This is a genomic window from Pseudomonas sp. PB101 (assembly GCF_009764265.1).
Classification (GTDB): Bacteria; Pseudomonadota; Gammaproteobacteria; order Pseudomonadales; family Pseudomonadaceae; genus Aquipseudomonas.
In genome coordinates, this window is the sequence record NZ_RWIR01000070.1 from 60,409 (window position 1) to 82,561 (window position 22,153).

Here is a 22,153-nt window from a genome sequence, read left to right on the forward strand (position 1 = left end):
ACGTGATGAAACAGCCCAAAGTGAACTTCTACAACCTGGCCTGGCGCTGGCATTTCTATGCCGGATTGTTCGTTGCGCCCTTCATGGTGATGCTGGCCCTGACCGGCACCATCTACCTGTTCAAGCCGCAACTCGATTCGCTGATGTACAGCAGCCTGCTCAACGTCCCGGCCGGTCATCACACCGTTGCGGCCGACGACCTGCTCAAGCGGGTAAAAGGCGCGTATCCACAGGCAACGATCAAACAGTACCTGCCACCGGTCAATGCCGAACGCAGCGCCCAGTTTGTCGTGCTCAACGATGGCCAGGAGCTGAATGTTTTCGTCGACCCTTACCACGGCGACATCCTCGGCGAGCAAGACGCCAAGAAGAACCTGCAAGCCATTGCACGGGCAATTCACGGCGAGCTGATGATCGGCACCGTCGGCGACCGGCTGATCGAACTGGCCGCCGGTTGGGGCGTGGTGCTGGTGGTTTCCGGGGTATTTCTGTGGTGGCCGCGCGGTCAGGCCGCCGGCATCCTGTGGCCACGCCTGAGCAGCCGCGGGCGGGTGCTTTGGCGTGACCTGCATGCCGTCACCGGATTCTGGGGCGCCTCCCTGCTGTTGGTGATGCTGCTCAGCGGCATGACCTGGACCGGGTTCTGGGGCCAGCAATACGCGGCGGTCTGGAACGTGTTCCCGGCGGCCATGTGGGATGACGTGCCGAAGTCCGACGTCGAGGCGCGCAGCCTCAACAGCGCCACTCGCCAGACCGTGCCCTGGGCCATGGAAAATACACCGATGCCAATGTCCGGCGATCATGCCGAACACATGGCCCACGACGGTGCGCAGGCCGGCCCGGCCGCGCCGACCATCAGCCTGCAGGACGTGCAAAACATCGCCGTGCAAAGCAAGGTCGAGCCGGGTTACAGCATCACCTTGCCGACCACCGCCACCGGTGTGTTCACCATCGCCGTGTTCGCCGACGACCCGCGCAACGACGCCACATTGCACATCGATCAATACACCGGCAAGGTCCTGGCCGATGTGCGTTACGAGCAATACGGCGCCGTCGCCCGCGCCACGGAAATCGGCGTGATGCTGCACGAAGGCAAGATGTTCGGCACGCTCAATCAGATCATAGTGCTGCTGATCTGCCTGATGATCCTGCTCAGTGCGGTCAGCGGCGTGGTGATCTGGTGGAAGCGTCGTCCGCAGGGAAAACTCGGCGTGCCGCCGCTGCGTCACGACCTGCCGAAATGGAAAACCGCCATGGTGATCATGTTCGCCCTGGCGGTGGCCTTCCCGTTGGTGGGTGCTTCGCTGGTGGTGGTGTGGGTGCTGGATCGCGTGCTGTTGTCGCGTTTTACCCGGCAGACTGAGAGCGCCTCATCTTCATCATGAAACAGGCGAGATGCGCGGGGCGAAAGGCACTGTAAACTCCCCGCGCATCAACTCAAGAGCTCCTGCATGACCTCGCTGAACCTCACAAACCTCGCCTGGGCCCCACTGGGCCACGGCCATTGCCACCACCAGTTCCAGCTGCGTGACGCCTCGCTGCACGTGGCCGCCGGCGAGTTCGTCGGGCTGATCGGCCCCAACGGCAGTGGCAAGACCAGCCTGCTGCGTTGTGCCTGGCGCTTCAGCAAACCGCACAGCGGCGAGGTCAGGCTCGATCACCACAACGTCTGGCAACAGTCTTCACGCTGGTGTGCGCAACGCATCGCCGTGGTCTTGCAAGAATTCCCCGACACCTTCGGCCTGACCGTCGAGGAAGTGATCGCCATGGGGCGCACGCCGCACAAAGGCCTGTTCGAGGGCGACTCGCTCGAAGACTCGAAGCTCATCATGCAGGCTCTGGAGTCGGTCGGCCTCAAGGGCTTCGAAGACCATGGTTTCGCCACCCTCTCCGGCGGTGAAAAACAGCGGGTTATCCTCGCCCGCGCCCTGGCCCAGCAACCGCAACTGCTGATCCTCGACGAACCGACCAACCACCTCGACCCACGCTATCAGCTTGAGCTTTTGAAACTGGTCAAGCACTTGAACATCGGCACCCTGGCGAGCATCCACGACCTCAACCTGGCGGCGGCTTTTTGTGATCGGCTGTACGTGATCGACCATGGCCGCATCGTCGCCAGCGGCACGCCGAAGGAAGTCCTGACCGCTGCGCTGCTGCGCGATGTGTTTGGCGTCCAGGCGCTGGTCGATGACCATCCGCTACACGGCTACCCCCGAATCACCTGGATAACCCAAGCATGAATTTTCGTTCCCTGCTGCGCTCCTGCCTCCCCCTCGCGATGCTGCTCGAAAGCGTCCAGGCATTGGCCGAAACCACCCGATACCCGCTGACGATCAAAAGCTGCAACCGCGAAGTGACCTTCCAGCAGGCACCGCAACACGCTCTGAGCCACGACATCAACATGACCCAGATGATGCTCGCCCTCGGCCTCAAGCCACGGATGGCCGGCTACAGCGGCATCAGTGGCTGGAAGGCCGTCACGCCCGAGATGCAGAACATCCTCGAAGGCCTGCCGGAACTGGCGGCCAAGTACCCGTCGGTGGAAACCCTGCTCAATGCCAACGTCGATTTTCTCTTTGCCGGTTGGGACTACGGCATGCGCGTCGGCGGCGACCTCACGCCGCAAACCCTGCAACCGTTGGGCATCAACGTGTATGAGCTGAGCGAGTCCTGCGCATTCGTGATGAAACGTCCGCCGGCCAGTCTCGAAGACACCTACAACGACCTGCGCAACCTCGGCAGGATCTTCGACGTGCAGGACCGCGCCAACGCCCTGATCGCCGACATGCAGGCGCAAGTCGCGGACATTCGCAAAGACCTGCCTGCGGACAAACCGCGGGTGTTTCTCTACGACAGCGGCGAAGACCGGGCCATGACCTCAGGCCGCCTGGGCATGCCACAAGCGCTGATCGACGCCGCTGGCGGGCGCAATATCCTGGAGGATGTCGACGCCAGCTGGACCCGGGTCAACTGGGAGAGCGTGGTCGAGCACAATCCGCAGGTGATCGTGATCGTCGACTACAGCGAAATCACTGCCGAACAGAAGATTCAATTCCTGCTGAGCAACAAGGCCCTGCAATCGGTGGACGCGATCAAGCACCGGCACTTCATCGTCATCCCGTATGTGCAGGCCACGCCGGGGATCGATAACGTGCTGGCGGTCGCAACGCTGGCCAAGGGTTTCCACGGCGAATGATCAACCGTCGCTACGCCCTGTTGCTGATCGTCCTCGGTGCGCTGTTGCTGGTTTCGTGCGTGGTGTCCCTGGGTTTCGGTCCGGCGCGGATACCGCTGGACATCGTGTGGCGCATCCTGCTGCACAAGCTGTTCGGTTTCGGTGTGGCGGACTGGAGCCCCGGGCAAGAACATATCGTCTGGCTGATCCGCGTCCCGCGCGTGCTGCTCGGCGCGCTCGTAGGCGCCGGACTGGCGCTGATCGGTGCGGTGCTGCAAGCGGTGACGCGTAACCCGCTGGCTGACCCGCACCTGCTCGGCGTGACGTCCGGCGCCACTCTCGGTGCGGTGATCGTCGTGCTGCATGTCGGAGAAATCGCCGGCCTGCTGACTTTGCCGATCGCGGCATTCATCGGCGCATTGCTGAGCATGCTGGCGGTGCTGATGATCGCCAGCCGCCACGGGCGCCTGGACAGCGATCGTTTGTTGCTGTGCGGCGTGGCGGTGTCGTTCGTGATGATGGCGATGGCCAATCTGCTGCTGTTCCTGGGCGACCATCGAGCCAGTTCCGCGGTGATGTTCTGGATGCTCGGCGGGCTCGGGCTGGCACGCTGGGAATTGCTGGCGGTACCGACGGCCAGTGTGTTGTTCGGGCTGGTTTTACTGCTGGGCATGGCGCGACCGTTGAATGCGCTGATGGCCGGAGAGCAGACGGCGGTGACCCTCGGCCTGAATGCGCGCACCGTGCGCCTGCGAGTGTTTTTGATCGCGTCATTGATGACCGGCGTGCTCGTGTCGATCAGCGGCTCGATCGGTTTTGTCGGGTTGATGGTGCCGCATATCGCACGGCGCCTGGTCGGGGCCGAACACCGAAGAGTGCTGCCGGTGTGCGTGGTGCTCGGCAGTCTGTTTCTGGTCTGGGTCGACGTCGCAGCCCGGACGCTGATCGCCCCCGAAGACCTGCCCATCGGTGTGGCCACCGCTGCGATTGGCGGGTTGTTTTTCATCGGCTTGATGCGCCGTCGTTAACGCCATGTTTAATTTAAACAAACTTCAGAAGTGTAGTTATGTCAGGAAAAACCTCGTATTGAGTTAGTGCTTAACAAACTTACTGGCGCGCTCATACTCCGCTCCCGCGAGTTGAACAATAAACACACTCGCACACTTCAATGACGATTATTCCTACACATAAATCGTCATAACTCCCACAAGAGCGGAAAGAGGCAACCATGTTCAAGAAGTTCATCGTATCCCTTGCACTTGTTTCAGCGCCTGCATGGGCAGTGCAGCCACCCTTTACCGGCGTTGACTACAGCGGCCGATATCAATGCACCGGAATGGACAGCCACATCGGTGCGTTCGAAGGTGTCGTCGACATGGAGCTCAACGCCGAACAAAGTACCGGCGAACATGGCGCCTACGGTTTTACCCTGACACTGCTCGACAACTCCCGGTATGAGGGGTTTGCTGCCGCCAACTTGAATTCGCTGGCGATTTACTTTGCCCATACGGATCCGTCGCTCAAGGATTACGGCGTCGGGATTGCGAAAATTGCTACAACTTCTGACGGAAAAATTTCATTCACCAAATACTATTACGGCCCGGAGTACGAAGGGGGCGGTCATGGTTTTGAAACTTGCATCAAAAGCTGACAGCCATCATTGAATCCTGTGGGAGCGAGCTTGCTCGCCCCAATCTGGCGCACCTCTTCGCACCAACGCGCCAGACGCGATCCTTCATGGTGCGCCAGCAAACCGCTCAACCGCTCTAGAACGACACTTCCCTGCCTTTTGCCGACCAGGCACAGCCCTTGCAAAACACACCTTCAGTAGTCCGCATCTGCCAACCAAGAAAACTCATAAGTTCATGGAGATCGCACAATGAAGCGTCGCAGTTTGATCAAGGCTTTCACTCTCTCGGCATCCATTGCCGCCATGGGCATGACCTGGACTGTCCAGGCCGCCGAGACCATCAAGGTCGGTATTCTGCATTCGTTGTCCGGGACCATGGCGATCTCTGAAACATCGTTGAAAGACATGGCGTTGATGACCATCGACGAGATCAACGCCAAGGGCGGCGTGAACGGCAAGATGCTCGAGCCGGTGGTGGTCGACCCGGCATCGAACTGGCCGCTGTTCGCCGAGAAGGGCCGTCAGTTGCTGACCCAGGACAAGGTCGCCGTGGTGTTCGGCTGCTGGACTTCGGTGTCGCGCAAATCGGTGCTGCCGGTGTTCGAAGAACTCAATGGCCTGCTGTTCTACCCGGTGCAATATGAAGGCGAAGAAATGTCGCCGAACGTGTTCTACACCGGCGCCGCGCCGAACCAGCAAGCGATCCCCGCCGTTGAATACCTGATGAGTGAAGAAGGCGGCAGCGCCAAGCGCTACTTCCTGCTCGGCACCGACTACGTCTACCCGCGCACCACCAACAAGATCCTGCGCTCGTTCCTGCACTCCAAAGGCGTGGCCGACAAGGACATCGAAGAGGTCTACACCCCGTTCGGTCACAGCGACTACCAGACCATCGTCGCCAACATCAAGAAGTTCTCGGCCGGCGGCAAGACGGCCGTTATCTCCACGGTCAACGGCGACTCCAACGTACCGTTCTATAAGGAACTGGCCAACCAGGGCCTGAAGGCCACCGACGTTCCGGTCGTGGCGTTCTCGGTCGGTGAAGAAGAACTGCGCGGCATCGACACCAAGCCACTGGTGGGCAACCTGGCGGCGTGGAACTACTTCGAATCGGTCGAGAACCCGGCGAACAAGAAGTTCGTCGCCGACTGGAAGGCCTACGCCAAGAAACACAACCTGCCAGGCGCTGACAAAGCGGTGACCAACGACCCGATGGAAGCCACTTATGTCGGCATCCACATGTGGGCGCAAGCGGCGGAAAAAGCCAAGTCCACCGACGTCGACAAAGTCCGCGAAGCGCTCGGCGGCCAGACCTTTGCCGCGCCGTCCGGCTACACGCTGACCATGGACAAGACCAACCACCACCTGCACAAGCCGGTGATGATCGGCGAGATCCAGGCCGACGGCCAGTTCAACGTCGTGTGGCAGACCGAAGGCCCGATCCGCGCCCAGCCGTGGAGCCCGTTCATTCCGGGCAACGACAAGAAGCCTGACTACGCGATGAAGAGCAACTAAGCCACTGGATGTCGGGCCCAAGCATTCGGGCCTGACACAAATCCCTGTGGGAGCTGGCTTGCCAGCGATGCAAACGACTCGGTGCATTTGATGTACCGAGGTGATGCCATCGCAGGCAAGCCAGCTCCCACAATGTCCGCGTCAAGGCGACTATTTATGCCCACCGCCCTTTATCGCTTCATCTTGACCATTGCAATGCTGTTGCCGATGGCTACCCACGCCGGCGACGCCGAAGACTTCGTCGCCGCCAATCCCGCGCAGCAAGCCAAACTGCTGGAAACCTGGGCCGCGCAGCCCGATCCGGCACGCATCGAGTTGATCAGCGCCCTGCAACAAGGCGAACTGACCATCGACGGCCAACCGAAAACCCTGCGCCTGAACAACCGTCTGCGGGGTCTGATCGACACGGCCCTGGCCAGTCATCAGTTGCTCGCCGCCGACGGCAAGATACGTCTGGCCGCTGCGCAGCAACTGCAGAAAAGCGCCAAGCCGGCGCAGTTGAAATTCCTCGATCAGCAGCTCGCAGGTGAACAGGACGAAGGCGTCCACACGGCCTTGAGCCTGGCCCTGGCCAACCTGCAACTGGTCGACAGTGATCCGGCCGTGCGCCTCGCCGCTGTGCGCCTGCTCGGCGAAACCGGTGATCCGCTGGCCCGCACCCGCCTCGAAGGCTTGCTCGAGCCTGGCGTTGAAGCCGATGCCAATGTACGCACGGCGGCCGAAACCAGCCTCGCCCAGGTCAAACGCAAACTGCTGGTTGGCGAGATGCTCGGCCAGGCCTTCAGCGGCATGTCGCTGGGCTCGATACTGCTGCTCGCCGCCCTGGGTCTTGCGATCACCTTCGGCCTGCTCGGCGTGATCAACATGGCCCACGGCGAGATGCTGATGCTCGGCGCCTACTCGACCTATGTGGTGCAACTGATGTTCCAGCGCTTCGCCCCGCAGGCCATCGAGTTCTATCCGCTGATTGCGCTGCCCGTGGCGTTTTTCGTTACGGCGGCCATCGGCATGGCGCTGGAGCGCACGGTGATTCGCCACCTCTACGGCCGTCCGCTGGAAACCCTGCTCGCCACCTGGGGCATCAGCCTGATGCTGATTCAACTGGTTCGCCTGGTGTTCGGCGCACAGAACGTCGAAGTGGCCAACCCGGCCTGGCTGTCGGGAGGAATTCAAGTGCTGCCCAACCTCGTGCTGCCGTACAACCGCATCGTCATCATCGCCTTTGCGTTGTTCGTCGTCGTGCTCACGTGGCTGCTGCTGAACAAGACCCGCCTGGGCCTGAACGTGCGTGCAGTCACCCAGAACCGCAACATGGCCGCCTGCTGCGGCGTGCCCACCGGGCGCGTGGACATGCTCGCCTTCGGCCTTGGCTCGGGCATCGCCGGCCTCGGCGGCGTGGCCCTCAGCCAGATCGGCAACGTCGGCCCGGACCTCGGCCAGAGCTACATCATCGACTCGTTCCTGGTGGTAGTGCTCGGCGGCGTCGGCCAGTTGGCCGGTAGCGTTCTGGCGGCATTTGGCTTAGGCATCGCCAACAAGATTCTCGAGCCGCAGATCGGTGCAGTGCTCGGCAAGATCCTCATCCTCGCGCTGATCATTCTGTTCATCCAGAAACGTCCGCAAGGCCTCTTCGCGCTCAAAGGACGGGTGATCGACTGATGAACCAGCCCCTGATGCTCACGGCCACGCAAAAGGCCGGCCCGAAAGTCACGATTGCCGTCGGCGCGGTGATCCTCGTTCTGCTGCTGGCGTTGCCGCTGCTGTCGCTGTTATCGCCGGACAGCACGCTGCACGTGTCGGCTTACACACTGACGCTGGTGGGCAAGATTCTCTGCTATGCCATCGTCGCGCTCGCGCTGGATCTCGTGTGGGGTTACGCCGGCCTGCTGTCCCTCGGCCACGGCCTGTTCTTCGCCCTCGGCGGCTATGCCATGGGCATGTACCTGATGCGCCAGGCCTCGGGCGATGGCTTGCCGGCGTTCATGACGTTCCTGTCGTGGACCGAACTGCCGTGGTTCTGGACCGGCACCAGCAGCTTCCTCTGGACCTTGTGCCTGGTGGTGCTGGCGCCGGGGTTGCTGGCGTTGGTGTTCGGGTTCTTCGCCTTCCGCTCGCGGATCAAGGGCGTGTATTTCTCGATCATGACCCAGGCCCTGACCTTCGCCGGCATGCTCCTGTTTTTCCGCAACGAAACCGGCTTCGGCGGCAACAACGGCTTCACCAACTTCCGCACGATCCTCGGTTTTGGCATCACCGAACCGGGCACCCGCGCGGTGCTGTTTTTCGCCACGGTGCTGTTGCTGGTGGCGAGCCTGTACATCGGCTGGCGCCTGGCGCAGAGCAAGTTCGGCCGGGTACTGACCGCGCTGCGCGATGCGGAAAACCGCCTGATGTTCTGCGGCTACGACCCGCGCGGGTTCAAGTTGTTCGTCTGGGTATTGAGCGCTGTGTTGTGCGGCCTGGCCGGTGCGTTGTACGTGCCGCAAGTGGGGATCATCAACCCGAGCGAGATGTCGCCGACCAACTCGATCGAAGCGGCCGTCTGGGTCGCGCTCGGCGGTCGCGGCACCTTGATCGGGCCATTGCTAGGTGCTGGTGTGGTCAACGGCATGAAGAGCTGGTTCACCGTGGCGTTCCCCGAGTACTGGCTGTTCTTCCTCGGCGCGCTGTTCATTGTCGTGACCCTGTATTTGCCCAAAGGCGTGATCGGCCTGCTGAAGAAAAGAGGTGAGCAATGAGAGTGACTGCAACGGCTGAATTCATGCTCGAACCGGCGTTTTTTCCTGTGGAACCGAACAAGGACGCCGGCAGCAGCCGCGATGCCATCGGTCTCGGTCAACGTGCCGGCAAAGGCCTGAACACGCGCCACGGCACCATCCTGACCCTGGAAGACATCAGCGTCAGTTTCGACGGCTTCCGCGCACTGAACAATCTGAACCTGTACATCGGTGTCGGTGAACTGCGCTGCATCATCGGTCCCAACGGCGCAGGCAAGACCACGCTGATGGACGTGATCACCGGCAAGACCCGTCCCAGTCACGGCAAGGCCTGGTTCGGCGAAACCCTGGACCTGACACAGATGAGCGAAGTGCAGATCGCCCAGGCCGGCATCGGTCGCAAGTTCCAGAAGCCGACGGTGTTCGAAGCCTTGAGTGTGTTCGAGAACCTTGAGCTGGCGCAGAAAACCGACAAGTCGGTGTGGGCCAGCCTGCGTGCGCGCCTCAATGGTGAACAAAAGGACCGTATCGCCGAAGTGCTCGACACCATCCGCCTGACCTCGTCGGTCAATCGCCCGGCCGGCCTGTTGTCCCATGGCCAGAAGCAGTTCCTGGAGATCGGCATGCTGCTGATGCAGGATCCGCAACTGTTGCTGCTCGACGAACCGGTCGCCGGCATGACCGACGCCGAAACCGAGTTCACCGCCGAGCTGTTCAAAAGCCTGGCCGGCAAGCACTCGCTGATGGTGGTGGAACATGACATGGGCTTCGTCGGCTCGATTGCCGACCACGTCACCGTGTTGCATCAGGGCAGCGTGCTGGCCGAGGGGTCACTGGAACAGGTGCAGGACAACGAACGGGTGATCGAGGTCTACCTCGGTCGATAGCCTGCACATACAGAACCTGTGGGAGCTGGCTTGCCTGCGATGAGGCCGGAACATCCGACACTTTTGTTGAATGACCCACCGCCATCGCGGGCAAGCCCGCTCCCACAGGGATCAAGGGGAAACAAAAAAATGCTGCAAGTCGAAAAACTGCACCAGTACTACGGCGGAAGCCACATCCTGCGCGGCCTGACATTTGACGTGAAGGTCGGCGAAGTCACCTGCCTGCTCGGCCGCAACGGCGTGGGCAAGACCACCCTGCTCAAATGCCTGATGGGCCTGCTGCCAGCGAAGGAAGGCGCGGTGAACTGGGAAGGCAAACCGATCACCACGTTCAAGCCACACCAGCGTGTGCATGCCGGCATCGCCTATGTGCCCCAAGGCCGGGAAATCTTCGGCCGCCTGACCGTGGAAGAAAACCTGCTGATGGGACTTTCACGTTTCCCGGGCAGCGAAGCCAAGGAAGTCCCGGCGTTCATCTACGAGCTGTTCCCGGTGTTGCTGCAGATGAAGCAACGCCGGGGCGGTGACCTGTCCGGCGGCCAGCAACAACAACTGGCCATCGGCCGTGCGCTGGCCAGCCGCCCTCGCCTGCTGATCCTCGATGAACCCACCGAAGGCATCCAGCCGTCGGTGATCAAAGAGATCGGTGCCGTGATCAAAAAACTCGCGGCCCGGGGCGATATGGCGATTTTGCTGGTGGAGCAGTTCTACGATTTCGCCGCCGAACTGGCCGATCAATACCTGGTGATGTCCCGGGGCGAAATCGTGCAACAGGGTCGCGGTGAAAACATGGAAGCCGAGGGCGTGCGCGGGTTGGTCACGATCTGAGATCCTGCCGAGGCCCGGTAGGTCTCGGCACCAATTTGTTGCACGATATTTCTCCGAGCGCCCCCTGTTGGTGCGTCGCAGCGCTAAACAACCGCCTCCCACCCGCAAAACCTTGCGGCACAGCCTTTGCAGACATCCTGACGACCTCAGGATAAGCACTGACTATGACTCTTCCCGCTTCCGGCGCCTTGTTCACCCCCAGTTGGCACGCCGAACTGGAACTGGGCTACGCCCGATTCGATCACACCACTCGCCCGATCCTGCGTCGCCACAAAGGTCCGTTGCGGGTGCAAAAGCACCTGTATGCAGAGGGGCCAGAGGTCTGCCAACACATCATCGTCCACCCGCCCGGCGGCATTGCCGGCGGTGATCGGCTGGACATCTCGGCCAGCGTCGAGCGCGATGCCTGGGCACAAATCACCAGCCCTGGCGCAGCCAAGTGGTATCGCGCCGCCGGCCCCGCCTATCAGCATTTGAAGTTGCAGGTGGCGGCCGGTGCAACACTGGAATGGCTGCCCCAGGAGACGATCATTTTCAGCGCGGCCCAGGCTGAACTCAGCACGTCCATCGACCTTGAAGGCGATGCACTGCTGTTCTACTGGGACGTCGTGGCCCTGGGCCGTCCGGCCAGCGGCGAGCGCTTCGATCTCGGGCACTTCCAGGCCCGACTGGATATCCGCCGCGACGGCCAGTTGCTCTGGCATGAACGCCAGCGCATTGTCGGGGCGGACGGCTTACTGGACTCGCCCATCGGGCTGGACGGGCAACCGGTGTTTGCCACGCTGCTGGTGACGGGTGAAATCGATAGCGAACTGCTGGAAACCTGCCGCACGCTGTCCAACGATGTGCACGGGGATCTGACTCAGTTGCCGGGTTTGCTGGTTGCACGGTGCCTGGCGAGTGAAGCGCTGTTGGCAAGGGGTTGGCTGATTGATTTGTGGCGATTGCTCAGGCCCGCGCTGCTTGGCCGCGAAGCAATACCTCCAAGAATATGGAACACCTGACACCGCTCACTGTAGGAGCTGGCTTGTCGGGTCGGTATTAACAGATCCAACACTTTTTAATCTGCCCGGATGGATGTCTACGATGGACCTGACCCCACGCGAAAAAGACAAGCTGCTGATCTTCACCGCCGGCCTGGTGGCCGAGCGGCGTTTGGCTCGCGGCGTGAAACTCAACTACCCGGAGGCCATGGCCTACATCTCCGCGGCGCTGCTTGAGGGCGCCCGCGATGGCCAGACCGTGGCCGACCTGATGCACTTTGGCACCACCCTGCTGACCCGCGAACAAGTGATGGAAGGCATCCCGGAAATGATCCCGGAAATCCAGGTCGAGGCCACCTTTCCCGACGGCACCAAACTGGTCACCGTCCACCAACCCATCGCCTGAGGCCGCGCCATGACTTACCACATCCGCGATGCAGCGCATGCCGACCTGCCGGCCATCCGTGACATCTACAACGACGCGGTGCTCAACACCACGGCGATCTGGAATGAACAGGCGGTCGACCTCGGCAACCGTCAGGCCTGGTTCAGCGCCCGGCAGGCCCAGGCCTATCCGATCCTGGTGATCGTCGACGCCGACAACACCGTACTGGGCTATGCCTCGTTCGGCGACTGGCGGCCGTTCGACGGTTTCCGTCACACCGTCGAACATTCGGTTTATGTGCGCAGCGACCAACGCGGCAACGGTCTCGGCCCGAAACTGATGGACGTGCTGATCGAACGCGCCAGGGGCTGCGGCAAACACGTGATGGTCGCGGCCATCGAAAGCGGTAACGCGGCCTCGATCCGTCTGCATGAACGCGTCGGTTTCATCACCACCGGGCAGATGCCCCAGGTGGGCACCAAGTTTGGCCGCTGGCTGGACCTGACCTTCATGCAACTGACCCTCAACCCAGGCGCCGAGCCGCCAAGCGCCCACAAGGAGTAATGTCCGATGAACGCCGCCCAACTGCGCCGCGTCAACGTTGAAAGCTTTGCGCATTATCGTCAGGGCCTGATCGACCTGCTGCTCGATGCCGTCGGCTACGGCGCCAGCGTCGGCTTCATGGCCGACCTCGATGCGACCCAGGCCCACGCCTATTTCGATGAGGTCCAGGACAACCTCAACAAAGGCAATGTGTTGTTGTGGGTGGTGGTCAAGGACGAGCAGGTGCAGGCCAGCGTGCAACTGGGCCTGTGCCAGAAAGCCAACGGGCTGAACCGCGCCGAAGTGCAGAAGCTGCTGGTGCGCGAACACGCCCGGCGTCGTGGCCTGGGCCAGCAACTGATGAACGCCCTGGAGGCGGCCGCCCTGCAGCACAAGCGCGGCATGCTTTTCCTCGACACCGAGGCCGGCTCGCCCGCCGAAGACTTCTATCAATCGCTGGGCTATACCCGCGCCGGTGAAATCCCCGACTACGCCTGCGACCCGAGCGGCCGCTACAAGCCGACCGCTCTCTACTACAAGATCCTCCAGGGGGCCCACTGATGATTCCCGGTGAATACCAGATCGAGCCCGGCGAAATCGAGCTCAACGTCGGCCGGCGCACGATCAGCCTGAAGGTGGCCAACAGTGGCGACCGGCCGATCCAGGTTGGCTCGCATTACCACTTTTTCGAAACCAACGACGCCCTGGCATTCGACCGCGCCGCCAGTCGCGGCATGCGCCTGAACATCCCGGCCGGCACCGCCGTGCGCTTCGAACCCGGCCAGAGTCGCGAGGTGGAGTTGGTGGATCTGGCGGGGCATCGTCGGGTGTTCGGCTTTGCCGGGCGGATCATGGGTGACCTGTGATTCATGTTGTGCATGCACTGGCCTCATCGCGGGCAAGCCCGCTCCCACAGGGGGAATGCGATCAACTGTGGGAGCGAGCCTGCTCGCGATAGCGAGTAATGCGAGCGATCTCAAAATCAATTGAATTCCAAGGCGAACACATGAAGATTTCCCGTCAAGCCTACGCCGACATGTTCGGTCCCACCGTCGGTGACAAGGTGCGCCTGGCCGATACCGAGTTGTGGATCGAAGTGGAACAGGACTTCACCACCTACGGCGAAGAAGTGAAGTTCGGTGGCGGTAAAGTCATCCGTGACGGCCAGGGTCAGAGCCAGTTGCTCGCCGCCGAGGTGGTCGACACGCTGATCACCAACGCCCTGATCATCGACCACTGGGGCATCGTCAAGGCCGACGTCGGTCTCAAGGACGGGCGCATCGCCGCCATCGGCAAGGCCGGCAACCCGGACATCCAGCCGAACGTCACCATCGCCATCGGCGCCAGCACCGAAGTCATCGCCGGCGAAGGCATGATCCTCACCGCCGGTGGCATCGACACGCACATCCACTTCATCTGCCCGCAGCAGATCGAAGAGGCGTTGATGAGCGGCGTCACCACCATGATCGGCGGCGGCACCGGACCGGCCACCGGCACCAATGCCACGACCTGCACCTCCGGGCCGTGGCACCTGGCGCGCATGCTCCAGGCCGCCGATGCGTTCCCGATGAACATCGGCCTGACCGGCAAGGGTAACGCCAGCCTGCCAGAGCCGTTGATCGAACAGGTCAAGGCCGGCGCCATCGGCCTCAAGCTCCACGAAGACTGGGGCACCACCCCGGCAAGCATCGACAACTGCCTGAACGTGGCCGACCGCTTCGACGTGCAGGTGGCGATCCACACCGACACCCTCAACGAATCCGGTTTCGTCGAAACCACCCTCGCCGCCTTCAAGGGCCGCACCATTCACACCTATCACACCGAAGGGGCCGGTGGCGGGCACGCGCCGGACATCATCAAGGCCTGCGGGTTTGCCAACGTACTGCCGAGTTCGACCAACCCGACCCGGCCGTTCACCCGCAACACCATCGACGAACACCTCGACATGCTGATGGTCTGCCACCACCTCGACCCGAGCATTGCCGAAGACGTGGCCTTCGCCGAGAGCCGTATCCGTCGCGAGACGATTGCCGCCGAAGACATTCTCCACGACCTCGGCGCGTTCTCGATGATCAGCTCCGACAGCCAGGCCATGGGGCGGGTCGGTGAAGTCATCACCCGCACCTGGCAGACTGCCGACAAGATGAAAAAACAACGTGGGCCGCTGCCGCTTGATGGTCAAGGCAACGACAACTTCCGCGCCAAACGCTACATCGCCAAATACACCATCAACCCGGCGATCACCCACGGCATCAGCCATGAAGTAGGTTCGGTCGAAGTGGGCAAGTGGGCCGATCTGGTGCTCTGGCGCCCGGCGTTTTTCGGCGTGAAACCGACGCTGATTCTCAAGGGCGGAGCCATTGCGGCCAGCCTGATGGGCGATGCCAACGCCTCGATTCCGACACCGCAACCGGTGCACTACCGTCCGATGTTCGCCAGCTTCGGCGGCTCGCTGCACGCCACCAGCATGACCTTCATCAGTCAGGCGGCGCAGGATGCAGGCTTGCCCGAGGCACTGGGTTTGAAGAAGAAAATCGCCGTGGCCAAAGGTTGCCGCGACGTGCAGAAAACCGACCTGATCCACAACGACTATCTGCCGAAAATCGACGTCGACCCGCAGACCTATCAGGTCAAGGCCGACGGCGTGTTGCTGTGGTGCGAGCCGGCAGACACCTTGCCGATGGCCCAGCGTTACTTCCTGTTCTGAAGCAGTTGTTGCGCCATACACAAAGGCCTCGCACACAGTGTGTCGAGGCCTTTGCCTTGTTGAGGGTTATTGAGGGGATGAAATCCGCAACCGGTCGAGTTTGGCGCGAATCATCGCTTCTCGGGTCAGTGTTTTCAGTTGCTCGGTGATTCGCCGATCGATGTCATTCAAGGCTTGAAAATACGCCTCATCCGTCATGACCTGGCCATCCGCGAAATCACTTTCACTTTTGCCCAGTTCGCGGCAAAGCGCTGTTATTTCTACCTCCACCTGCGCTTTTTCCCTGGCCGTGAGCCGTGCTCCTTCGGCCCTGCGCTGCAACGCATCCTGCAAATCGGTGGTGGCATCGATTTCGCGTTTCAAGCCATCCAATTGCTCGCGGTAAGTCGACTCCAGCCAGGTTTTCCACAGCGGTTGCTCGAAGATCCGCTCGATCAGCAGATCACCCTCTTCCAACGCCTTGATCCGCTGGAACGCTGCCTCGATCATCTCAGTGCTGACGTCGGCGATGGCGCGAAACTGCATGCCCCTGGCCTGCCAAGGCAAATCCAGGCGCTCTGCCAGATCGGTCATGTAGGCCAGGTGCACTTCCACTTCATCGATAGTGCCGGTCACTTCGCCATCGGCGCCGGTCCGACGCAGCTGCTCTCCCTCCGCCAATCGCTCGGACACCCGGTGACGGGCGATGGCGCCGAGTTCATCGAGCCGGGACTTGCCCAGGGCCAATTCCAGCAACTGTGTTTCGATCAAGTCTTCGCGCACCAGTGCGTAGGCTTCGTGAACCATCACCTGCACGCCCATGGCATTGAACAGTTGCGTCCCGCCATCCACGCATTCGGTGGGGGTTGCGGCTTCATTGAACAACTTGATGCGCAGCTCACTGTCGCTGGCCATGGCCTCAAGCATGCGCCAGACCTTGGCCGTCAGCTGCGTCTGATAGGTGCCGCCGGCCTTGAAGTCGGCGGATTGGGTGAGTTTGCGGACTTCGTTGAAAAACGGCGCCGAATCGAATTCATCCTCGACGGCGTTCCAGGCTTGCTGACTTTCCTGCCATTGCGGCTCGGTCATGCCTGCCGCCCATTCCAAACTGTCGAGCACGCCGCGGGGCGGATAAGGACGCTCCGGGTCCATGCCGACCGACTCGATGTAAGACTTCAGAATGTCGAGATTTTCCGCTGAGATCCAGTTCGGCTCACGGCTGATCACCGTGCGCGCCAGCAACTCGGCGCGAAACGATCCTGGTGCCACTTCCGGTATCCGGCTGATGGGATTGCGGCTCAGATCAATGAAAATACTGCGTGGCCGCGATTGGGAAAACAGCCCGACAGGCCAGGTTTCCAGGCCGGCATCACCCAACATCAGCACCTGCAAATGCGGCATCCGGCTGACATCCGGCATGAGCTTCAGCGGATTGCCGCGCAGCGCCAACATCCTCAGGCATGAAAGATTTTTCAGGCGATCCACCGCCAATACATCCAGTTCAATGCGGTTGTCGCTGAGGGACAGGTCGGTGAGATGACGCATGCCCCTCAGCGCCTGCGGAGCGGCCGTCAGCAGATTGTCTTGCAGGTTGAGATAACGCACCTGGCGGAACGAATCGAGAAAAGGCATGTGCTCGACACCGAGGCCGCAGTTGCGCATGGTCAGGCTGGTAACGTGACTGAAGTCAGCGTCCAGATTGGGCAATGACTCCAGATGACGGCCCAAGTGAGCAATGTCGTCCAGCACCAGGGCTTGCGGGCGCATAATCCCCGCCACCTGCACCCCTTCCGGTCCCGTTCGCTGCAAGCACTGCCTGAGCGCCGCGTAAAACCTGTTTCGCGAAGCCCATTGCGCGACACCCGCCGGGGAGAACCGAAAGGAATCCGTCGATGAGTTCATCCAGCGTTGCATGGCACGGTTGAATTGATTGAACGCGTTCTCCCAAGCGGTCAGGTTGGCCTCCACCGACCCACCGTTATGACTGAATTGCGTCAACCGCGCTTCTATCTCTTCAGCGGTAAAACCCGGATGCAACGCACGCAGCCGATGTCGATAACCCTGTCCTCGCGGCACCTGTCGTGCGTATCCGGGCATGCCGCCACGCAAGCGCATGACCTTGGGGTCGAAGGCCGGCTTGACGCTGGGGTTGTCCCGCAGGACGGGCTCGAACAGCGAACGCTCCAGTGGCCGGGACCTGATCGCTTGCTCAAGCCTTGATCCCTCGTGGATCTCGAAGCCCAGGGCCTTGCGCGGCGAGTCGGGCAAGGCGTGCAGGACCGACGCATAAAAATCGTCGGCGCCGTGCAGTTGTTGATCATCCGCGTCCCGCGCCTCGTAGCGTCCGTCTTCAGTCAGCACCAGGACCTTGCGCACCGATGCATCCTCGGCGCCGATACTGTCCTTCAAGACGCCGTTGAAACCGTACTCGCGAACTTCCAGGCGCAGGTCCGACGGCCAACCCGGCAGGGTTTGCAGTGAGTGCAATTGCAGGTGCAGGGTATCGCTGTTGTGCAGCGCATCGAGGTAAAGGCCCTCATAGGCCCGCGTCACACGCAGTTGCTCTGCGGCTTGTCGAGCTTGTTGGGCGAGCCTCAGGGGCACGCGCTTTTTCTCCGCCAGATACTTCACATCCGACGGGTCTGCGCGCTGTAGAAGTTCTTGCGCCTGGCTGGTCGAGAGTTCGGCCCAGTCGTTCTTGAGCAGGCTCACCGACGAGTCTGCCGAGCGCGTACGGCGCAAGTACAGCAAATCGAACAGGCGTTTTTTCTGGCCTCGTGCGTGGTCGGCGAAACGATCGCGCAGGGCCTCGATCCGCGCGTCCCGGTCACCGGAATACCATTCCCCGAGCATTTCACGCAGCGCCTGTTCATCAAGAAACTCGACCACATGCTCGGGCAGCTTGCCGCCAAGCAGTTCCTCCCAGCTCAACTGCAACGCATTCACCGGTGTCGCATCGGCAAAGCCTTCCTTGATCCTTGCACCTTGCAACCCTGGCTTCTCGAAGACCTCTATGGCTTTGTCGCCTGGCCACCCCGGCAACTCCGTCATGAAACGCACGGCGCAATCGGCCCACTCCTCGCCCACCCGGTTGGCCAGGATCTGGTCCACACAGCCCGCCGCATCGACATCGGCCCTGTAGCGCGTGAGTGTGTCGCGAAGCAGCGCGGGCGGGGTTTCATGCTCGACATGCAGCCTGCGCAGGGCATTTTCGTGCACGCCACTGGCGGTCAGGATCTGCTCCAGGGCCTCATCGGAGATCCCGTCCACCGAAGCGCCCAGGCGCCTGAGCAACTGGCGCTTGTCCCATTCGAGCGGCTGATCGAGTTCGCTCTTCCAGGTGCCGGCGCCATTGTGTTCCAGCAGCGGCTGATAAGCGTCGGCGCGGGTCGGGTGTTGCAAGCGATGCCCGCCGGTGACCGGGTCTTGCTTGACCCCATAGCACTTGCCATCGAGGCGCAGCAGGTCCTGATCCTGATGTCGATACAGCCCCTGATCACCGGCCTTCGCCTTTTCGGGCAAGACGATCGGTTGCTCATAAGGGCTGAGGTCCGGGTTCCATAATCGCGTCTTGCCGCCAACCTCTACGGGCTTGAGACCCTCGACAAATGACGAAACCCTGACTGGCGCGACATTGGCGCCAGGCAACACATGGCCGGCCCCCATCAGCGCCAATTGCGCGAAGTTGATCAACACGCCGTTGAAGTACGCCGAGGCTTCTTCTTTGTCACCCTTGCTCCAGTCCTCGACCCCTTCGGCCACCTCGGCGAGCATCTGCGCGACCATGATGCCGAGCATGGCTTCACCCAGGCCGGGGACCAGCATGGCGGCGAAATTGAACACGTTCCAGCCGATTGAAAGGTAACTGGTCAGGCGCTTGAAGCGGGCGTTGGCATCCTCGTCGTCGGTGGGTACGGCAATCAGCCGGGCATCGGCGATGGCCTTGTTGCGCCGCTCCAGAAACAGCGTGACCCACAGATCATCCGCGATCTGGTTGGTGAGCGGTTCCGCATCGGGATTTTCGACCGCTGTTTCACGCCACCACGGGCCCATGTCCAGCGGTTCGCGCTCATGCCAGGTGACGGTCGTGAGACGCTCTTTGACCCGGGTGAAAAACAGCCCTTGATCCTTTTGCGCCACAAAGCGACTGAAAAAGGACTGGTAATCGGAACGTCTCAACTGACCGAGGAGCGCCTTCATGAACGCGGTGAGCGAGGGGTACTCCTTCAAGGGATGGTCCGGATCATCCGGGACATAAGCGACCAACGGACCGGTTAAACGGCTCTGTCGATATATATCCTCGCGGCGCAACAGCTCATCGCTCAAACCCTGCGGTCCATTGGCAAAGAAGGCCTGCAGCAGTTTGAATTGATCGTATTCCTGGCCTGGCAGAACAGGAATGCGCCGCGACCAGTCTATCCAGAAGCTCAACAGGGTCGGCGTCAACGCTTTAACTTCGCGCTCTATTTGCGATGGATCGCTGACCGCACTGAACAACACGATGCCGGTCAATCGAAAGCCCATCAGCGACAACCGATGACACTGCAACGGTCGCTCGTACAGCGTGATGTTTGCGTGCCCTTCACGCATCTGCCCCAGTTTGCCGTAGGCATGATCACTGATCTCTCCCTTCAACCGGGCAATCAGTGCGGCCACATGAAAGGCGGCCTTTTCACTGGCCACCGATTGCCGTTGCAAGTTTCGCTGTGCCTGCGGGGTATCGGGCAACAGGACGGACTTGATGTGCCGTTGATATTGCCCGCCGATGTCGAGGCTTCGGCACAGGGTCGCAAACGCCGGCAGGGTGATGGCCGGCTCAAGGCTGAGACTGCCCTGAATGTCCTTGCGGTAAATACCGGAACTGTTTCGAAACGCACCTTCGGCGGTTTCAGCTTCCTCAAAGTTATGCAGCGCCGCCTCCAGCAATGTGGACTGCCGGACGCGGCTGGCGCCGGTGTCGATGACAAAGCCGATCGTGCTGGGTACTTCGAGCTGTACAGTCAGTTCGCTGATTCGTTCGACCGATGGGTAATTCGCCTGCAATTTCTCACTGACCAGCGGTTCGGCGAAGGCCTGGATGTCGTCCTGCAAGTTACCCAGGGTCTTGTCCAGTACGCCTTGTGCACGCCAGCGCTCGTCGATCAATTGCTTCAGATATTGGCGGTCGATGGCCCGTGCGCCGCTGTACCAATCAGGAGTCACGGGCGTGCGGGTTTCGAGGGATTTGAGCCGTGCAAGCGGGGCATTTCTCAGGGCGCCCGGTATCGTGTCGACCACACGACGATAATGCACGCCGTTGTGTTCGACGCCCGCGGTTTCAATCGTTTGCTGTGAATGGCTTCCATGCAATTGAGACACTGTTTCATCACCTTGATGACTGGATGGGAACCCACAGGTTCAACAACTTCCCCCTCAAACAAAAGGGCAAAAAACAGTTGGACCGGCCCTCGAAAAGGGCCCCCTCCGTTCGAAAATCAAAGAGCGTTCAACACATAAGTACCGCCATAGAGGCGTTGGCTTATGCCACGGCATGAGTGGTCGTGTTTTTTCCGGCAAAGGGGCTACTATTCGATTCGCTGCCCTCCGATTCATGCCCAGGTAACCGCCATGCGTCTTTCCGAATTCATCGTGTTGCACGTTGATCGCATCGTCGATGAGTGGGAGCAGTTTGCCAAAACCATCACACCGGCCGCCGAGGCCATGGACAGTGTCGCCTTGCGCGACCATGCCCGGTCGATCCTGCTGGCCGCGGCCCGGGACATGTGCAAGCCCCAGACACCCTCCGAACAAGCGGCCAAGGCACGCGGCGACGGACCGGAGAAAACCCCGAGCCTCAACGAGGCCGGGGCCAGCCATGGCGAATTGCGCCATACCGTGGGTTTTGACCTGGTGCAGATGACCAGTGAGTTCCGTCATTTGCGCGCCTGCGTCATCCGCCTGTGGGTCAACAGCCTGCAATCGCCTGACCTCGCCTACTTCCAGGACATGATCCGCTTCAACGAAGCCATCGACGAGGCCCTCGCCGAGTCCACCGCCACTTACGCTGAAGGGGTCAACCGCTCGCGGGACATTTTCCTGGCGATCCTCGGTCATGACCTGCGTGCGCCGTTGCAAGCGGTGAGCATGTCCACCGAAATACTGCTGCGTAAAGCCGCCCTCGATGGCGATGCACTCAAGTGCGCAATCAATATCCAGCGCAGTACCGGGCACCTGGCAGTGATGGTCGGGGATTTGCTGGAGCTGGTGCGCAGTCGCCTGGGCAAGCGCCTGCCGGTCGAACCTGCGCCCATGGACATGGCCGACGCGGCACGGGAAGCGATTGCCCGGGCCTGCGCCGGTCAACCTGAGTGCGATCCGACGCTGGATGTACAGGGTGACACCCGCGGCACCTGGGACCCGCGCCGGCTCGATCAGATGCTGCAAAACCTGATCGGCAATGCCTTGCAGCATGGCTCAAGCAAACGTGAAGTGAAGCTGTACCTCAAGGGCGAGACCGACAGCGTTCGACTGACCGTGCACAACGACGGCATCCCGATCCCCACCGATGCGATCCCGACCATTTTCGACCCGCTGGTGCGCAGTGCCAGCGAAGAACTCGGTGAGCCCACTACCAGTCTTGGATTGGGGCTGTTTATCGTCAAGGAAGTGGTGGATGCCCATCAGGGGACGATTGAAGTCAGTTCCAGCGAGAGGGATGGCACGACGTTTACCGTGGTGCTCCCCAGGAAGGTGTGACATCTGTAGGAGCCGGCTTGCCGGCGATGGTGCCCGCAAGACCGCCATCGCCGGCAAGCCGGCTCCTAC

General features: G+C 61.3%; 17 protein-coding genes and 1 pseudogene. 17 read left to right on the top strand and 1 reads right to left on the bottom strand.

Annotated elements, in window-relative coordinates; all coding sequences use genetic code 11:
* The first annotated feature begins 5 nt into the window (after positions 1–5).
* The 16 genes and pseudogenes from EI969_RS21765 (at position 6) to ureC (ending at position 15,370) form a co-directional block, all read left to right on the top strand.
* Complete coding sequence (locus tag EI969_RS21765) at positions 6–1,385, top strand: PepSY domain-containing protein (RefSeq protein ID WP_160389588.1); 1,380 nt, start codon at positions 6–8, stop codon at positions 1,383–1,385.
* 66 nt (positions 1,386–1,451) lie between these two features.
* Positions 1,452–1,992 (top strand): annotated as a pseudogene (locus EI969_RS21770) (ABC transporter ATP-binding protein); the annotation flags it as partial.
* Positions 1,993–2,236: 244 nt separating this feature from the next.
* Entirely contained in the window at positions 2,237–3,196 is a 960-nt protein-coding gene (locus EI969_RS21775; protein ID WP_160389590.1) for an ABC transporter substrate-binding protein, read from the top strand.
* On the top strand, positions 3,193–4,203 hold the full coding sequence (locus EI969_RS21780) for an iron ABC transporter permease (RefSeq protein ID WP_160389591.1): 1,011 nt from the start codon (positions 3,193–3,195) through the stop codon (positions 4,201–4,203). The genes EI969_RS21775 and EI969_RS21780 overlap by 4 nt, the downstream gene beginning before the upstream one ends.
* Positions 4,204–4,403: 200 nt before the next feature.
* Positions 4,404–4,826 carry a hypothetical protein gene (locus EI969_RS21785; protein ID WP_160389592.1) on the top strand — a complete coding sequence of 141 codons (423 nt, stop codon included), beginning with the start codon at positions 4,404–4,406 and terminating at the stop codon, positions 4,824–4,826.
* A gap of 228 nt (positions 4,827–5,054) precedes the next feature.
* Positions 5,055–6,320 (top strand): urea ABC transporter substrate-binding protein, encoded by a 1,266-nt coding sequence (urtA, locus tag EI969_RS21790; protein WP_057712186.1) that lies wholly within the window; start codon positions 5,055–5,057, stop codon positions 6,318–6,320.
* Between the two features lie 156 nt (positions 6,321–6,476).
* On the top strand, positions 6,477–7,979 hold the full coding sequence (gene urtB / locus EI969_RS21795) for an urea ABC transporter permease subunit UrtB (protein WP_160389593.1): 1,503 nt from the start codon (positions 6,477–6,479) through the stop codon (positions 7,977–7,979).
* Entirely contained in the window at positions 7,979–9,058 is a 1,080-nt protein-coding gene (urtC, locus tag EI969_RS21800) for an urea ABC transporter permease subunit UrtC (protein ID WP_160389594.1), read from the top strand. Before urtB ends, urtC begins: the two co-directional genes overlap by 1 nt.
* A complete protein-coding gene (urtD, locus tag EI969_RS21805) occupies positions 9,055–9,924 on the top strand; it encodes an urea ABC transporter ATP-binding protein UrtD (protein WP_160389595.1) in 870 nt (289 codons plus the stop codon). The genes urtC and urtD overlap by 4 nt, the downstream gene beginning before the upstream one ends.
* A gap of 129 nt (positions 9,925–10,053) precedes the next feature.
* The gene (gene urtE, locus EI969_RS21810) at positions 10,054–10,752 is read left to right on the top strand and encodes an urea ABC transporter ATP-binding subunit UrtE (protein WP_007979642.1); all 699 of its coding nucleotides are present in this window, start codon (positions 10,054–10,056) and stop codon (positions 10,750–10,752) included.
* Between the two features lie 164 nt (positions 10,753–10,916).
* Positions 10,917–11,756, top strand: a complete 840-nt coding sequence (locus EI969_RS21815; RefSeq protein WP_160389596.1) for an urease accessory protein UreD — start codon at positions 10,917–10,919, stop codon at positions 11,754–11,756.
* 82 nt (positions 11,757–11,838) lie between these two features.
* Positions 11,839–12,141, top strand: a complete 303-nt coding sequence (locus EI969_RS21820; protein ID WP_007945249.1) for an urease subunit gamma — start codon at positions 11,839–11,841, stop codon at positions 12,139–12,141.
* Between the two features lie 9 nt (positions 12,142–12,150).
* Positions 12,151–12,684, top strand: a complete 534-nt coding sequence (locus tag EI969_RS21825) for a GNAT family N-acetyltransferase (RefSeq protein WP_160389597.1) — start codon at positions 12,151–12,153, stop codon at positions 12,682–12,684.
* Between the two features lie 6 nt (positions 12,685–12,690).
* Entirely contained in the window at positions 12,691–13,224 is a 534-nt protein-coding gene (locus EI969_RS21830) for a GNAT family N-acetyltransferase (protein ID WP_160389598.1), read from the top strand.
* Positions 13,224–13,529 (top strand): urease subunit beta, encoded by a 306-nt coding sequence (locus tag EI969_RS21835; protein WP_110658145.1) that lies wholly within the window; start codon positions 13,224–13,226, stop codon positions 13,527–13,529. The genes EI969_RS21830 and EI969_RS21835 overlap by 1 nt, the downstream gene beginning before the upstream one ends.
* Before the next feature lie 140 nt (positions 13,530–13,669).
* Positions 13,670–15,370, top strand: coding sequence for an urease subunit alpha (gene ureC / locus EI969_RS21840; RefSeq protein WP_160389599.1), 1,701 nt, complete (start codon positions 13,670–13,672; stop codon positions 15,368–15,370).
* Between the two features lie 66 nt (positions 15,371–15,436).
* Here the strand turns inward: ureC and EI969_RS21845 are convergent, their stop codons facing one another.
* The gene (locus tag EI969_RS21845) at positions 15,437–20,707 is read right to left on the bottom strand and encodes a dermonecrotic toxin domain-containing protein (protein ID WP_160389600.1); all 5,271 of its coding nucleotides are present in this window, start codon (positions 20,705–20,707) and stop codon (positions 15,437–15,439) included.
* Positions 20,708–20,956: 249 nt separating this feature from the next.
* Between EI969_RS21845 and EI969_RS21850 the strand changes: the two genes are divergently transcribed.
* Positions 20,957–22,084: a sensor histidine kinase KdpD gene (locus EI969_RS21850; protein WP_160389601.1), complete on the top strand. Its 1,128-nt coding sequence runs from the start codon at positions 20,957–20,959 to the stop codon at positions 22,082–22,084.
* Positions 22,085–22,153: the final 69 nt, after the last annotated feature.

Coding starts and splice junctions, on each gene's coding strand:
- EI969_RS21765 (WP_160389588.1), top strand. CDS start 6: ATGAAACAGCCCAAAGTGAACTTCTACAACCTGGCCTGGCGCTGGCAT.
- EI969_RS21775 (WP_160389590.1), top strand. CDS start 2,237: ATGAATTTTCGTTCCCTGCTGCGCTCCTGCCTCCCCCTCGCGATGCTG.
- EI969_RS21780 (WP_160389591.1), top strand. CDS start 3,193: ATGATCAACCGTCGCTACGCCCTGTTGCTGATCGTCCTCGGTGCGCTG.
- EI969_RS21785 (WP_160389592.1), top strand. CDS start 4,404: ATGTTCAAGAAGTTCATCGTATCCCTTGCACTTGTTTCAGCGCCTGCA.
- urtA (WP_057712186.1), top strand. CDS start 5,055: ATGAAGCGTCGCAGTTTGATCAAGGCTTTCACTCTCTCGGCATCCATT.
- urtB (WP_160389593.1), top strand. CDS start 6,477: ATGCCCACCGCCCTTTATCGCTTCATCTTGACCATTGCAATGCTGTTG.
- urtC (WP_160389594.1), top strand. CDS start 7,979: ATGAACCAGCCCCTGATGCTCACGGCCACGCAAAAGGCCGGCCCGAAA.
- urtD (WP_160389595.1), top strand. CDS start 9,055: ATGAGAGTGACTGCAACGGCTGAATTCATGCTCGAACCGGCGTTTTTT.
- urtE (WP_007979642.1), top strand. CDS start 10,054: ATGCTGCAAGTCGAAAAACTGCACCAGTACTACGGCGGAAGCCACATC.
- EI969_RS21815 (WP_160389596.1), top strand. CDS start 10,917: ATGACTCTTCCCGCTTCCGGCGCCTTGTTCACCCCCAGTTGGCACGCC.
- EI969_RS21820 (WP_007945249.1), top strand. CDS start 11,839: ATGGACCTGACCCCACGCGAAAAAGACAAGCTGCTGATCTTCACCGCC.
- EI969_RS21825 (WP_160389597.1), top strand. CDS start 12,151: ATGACTTACCACATCCGCGATGCAGCGCATGCCGACCTGCCGGCCATC.
- EI969_RS21830 (WP_160389598.1), top strand. CDS start 12,691: ATGAACGCCGCCCAACTGCGCCGCGTCAACGTTGAAAGCTTTGCGCAT.
- EI969_RS21835 (WP_110658145.1), top strand. CDS start 13,224: ATGATTCCCGGTGAATACCAGATCGAGCCCGGCGAAATCGAGCTCAAC.
- ureC (WP_160389599.1), top strand. CDS start 13,670: ATGAAGATTTCCCGTCAAGCCTACGCCGACATGTTCGGTCCCACCGTC.
- EI969_RS21850 (WP_160389601.1), top strand. CDS start 20,957: ATGCGTCTTTCCGAATTCATCGTGTTGCACGTTGATCGCATCGTCGAT.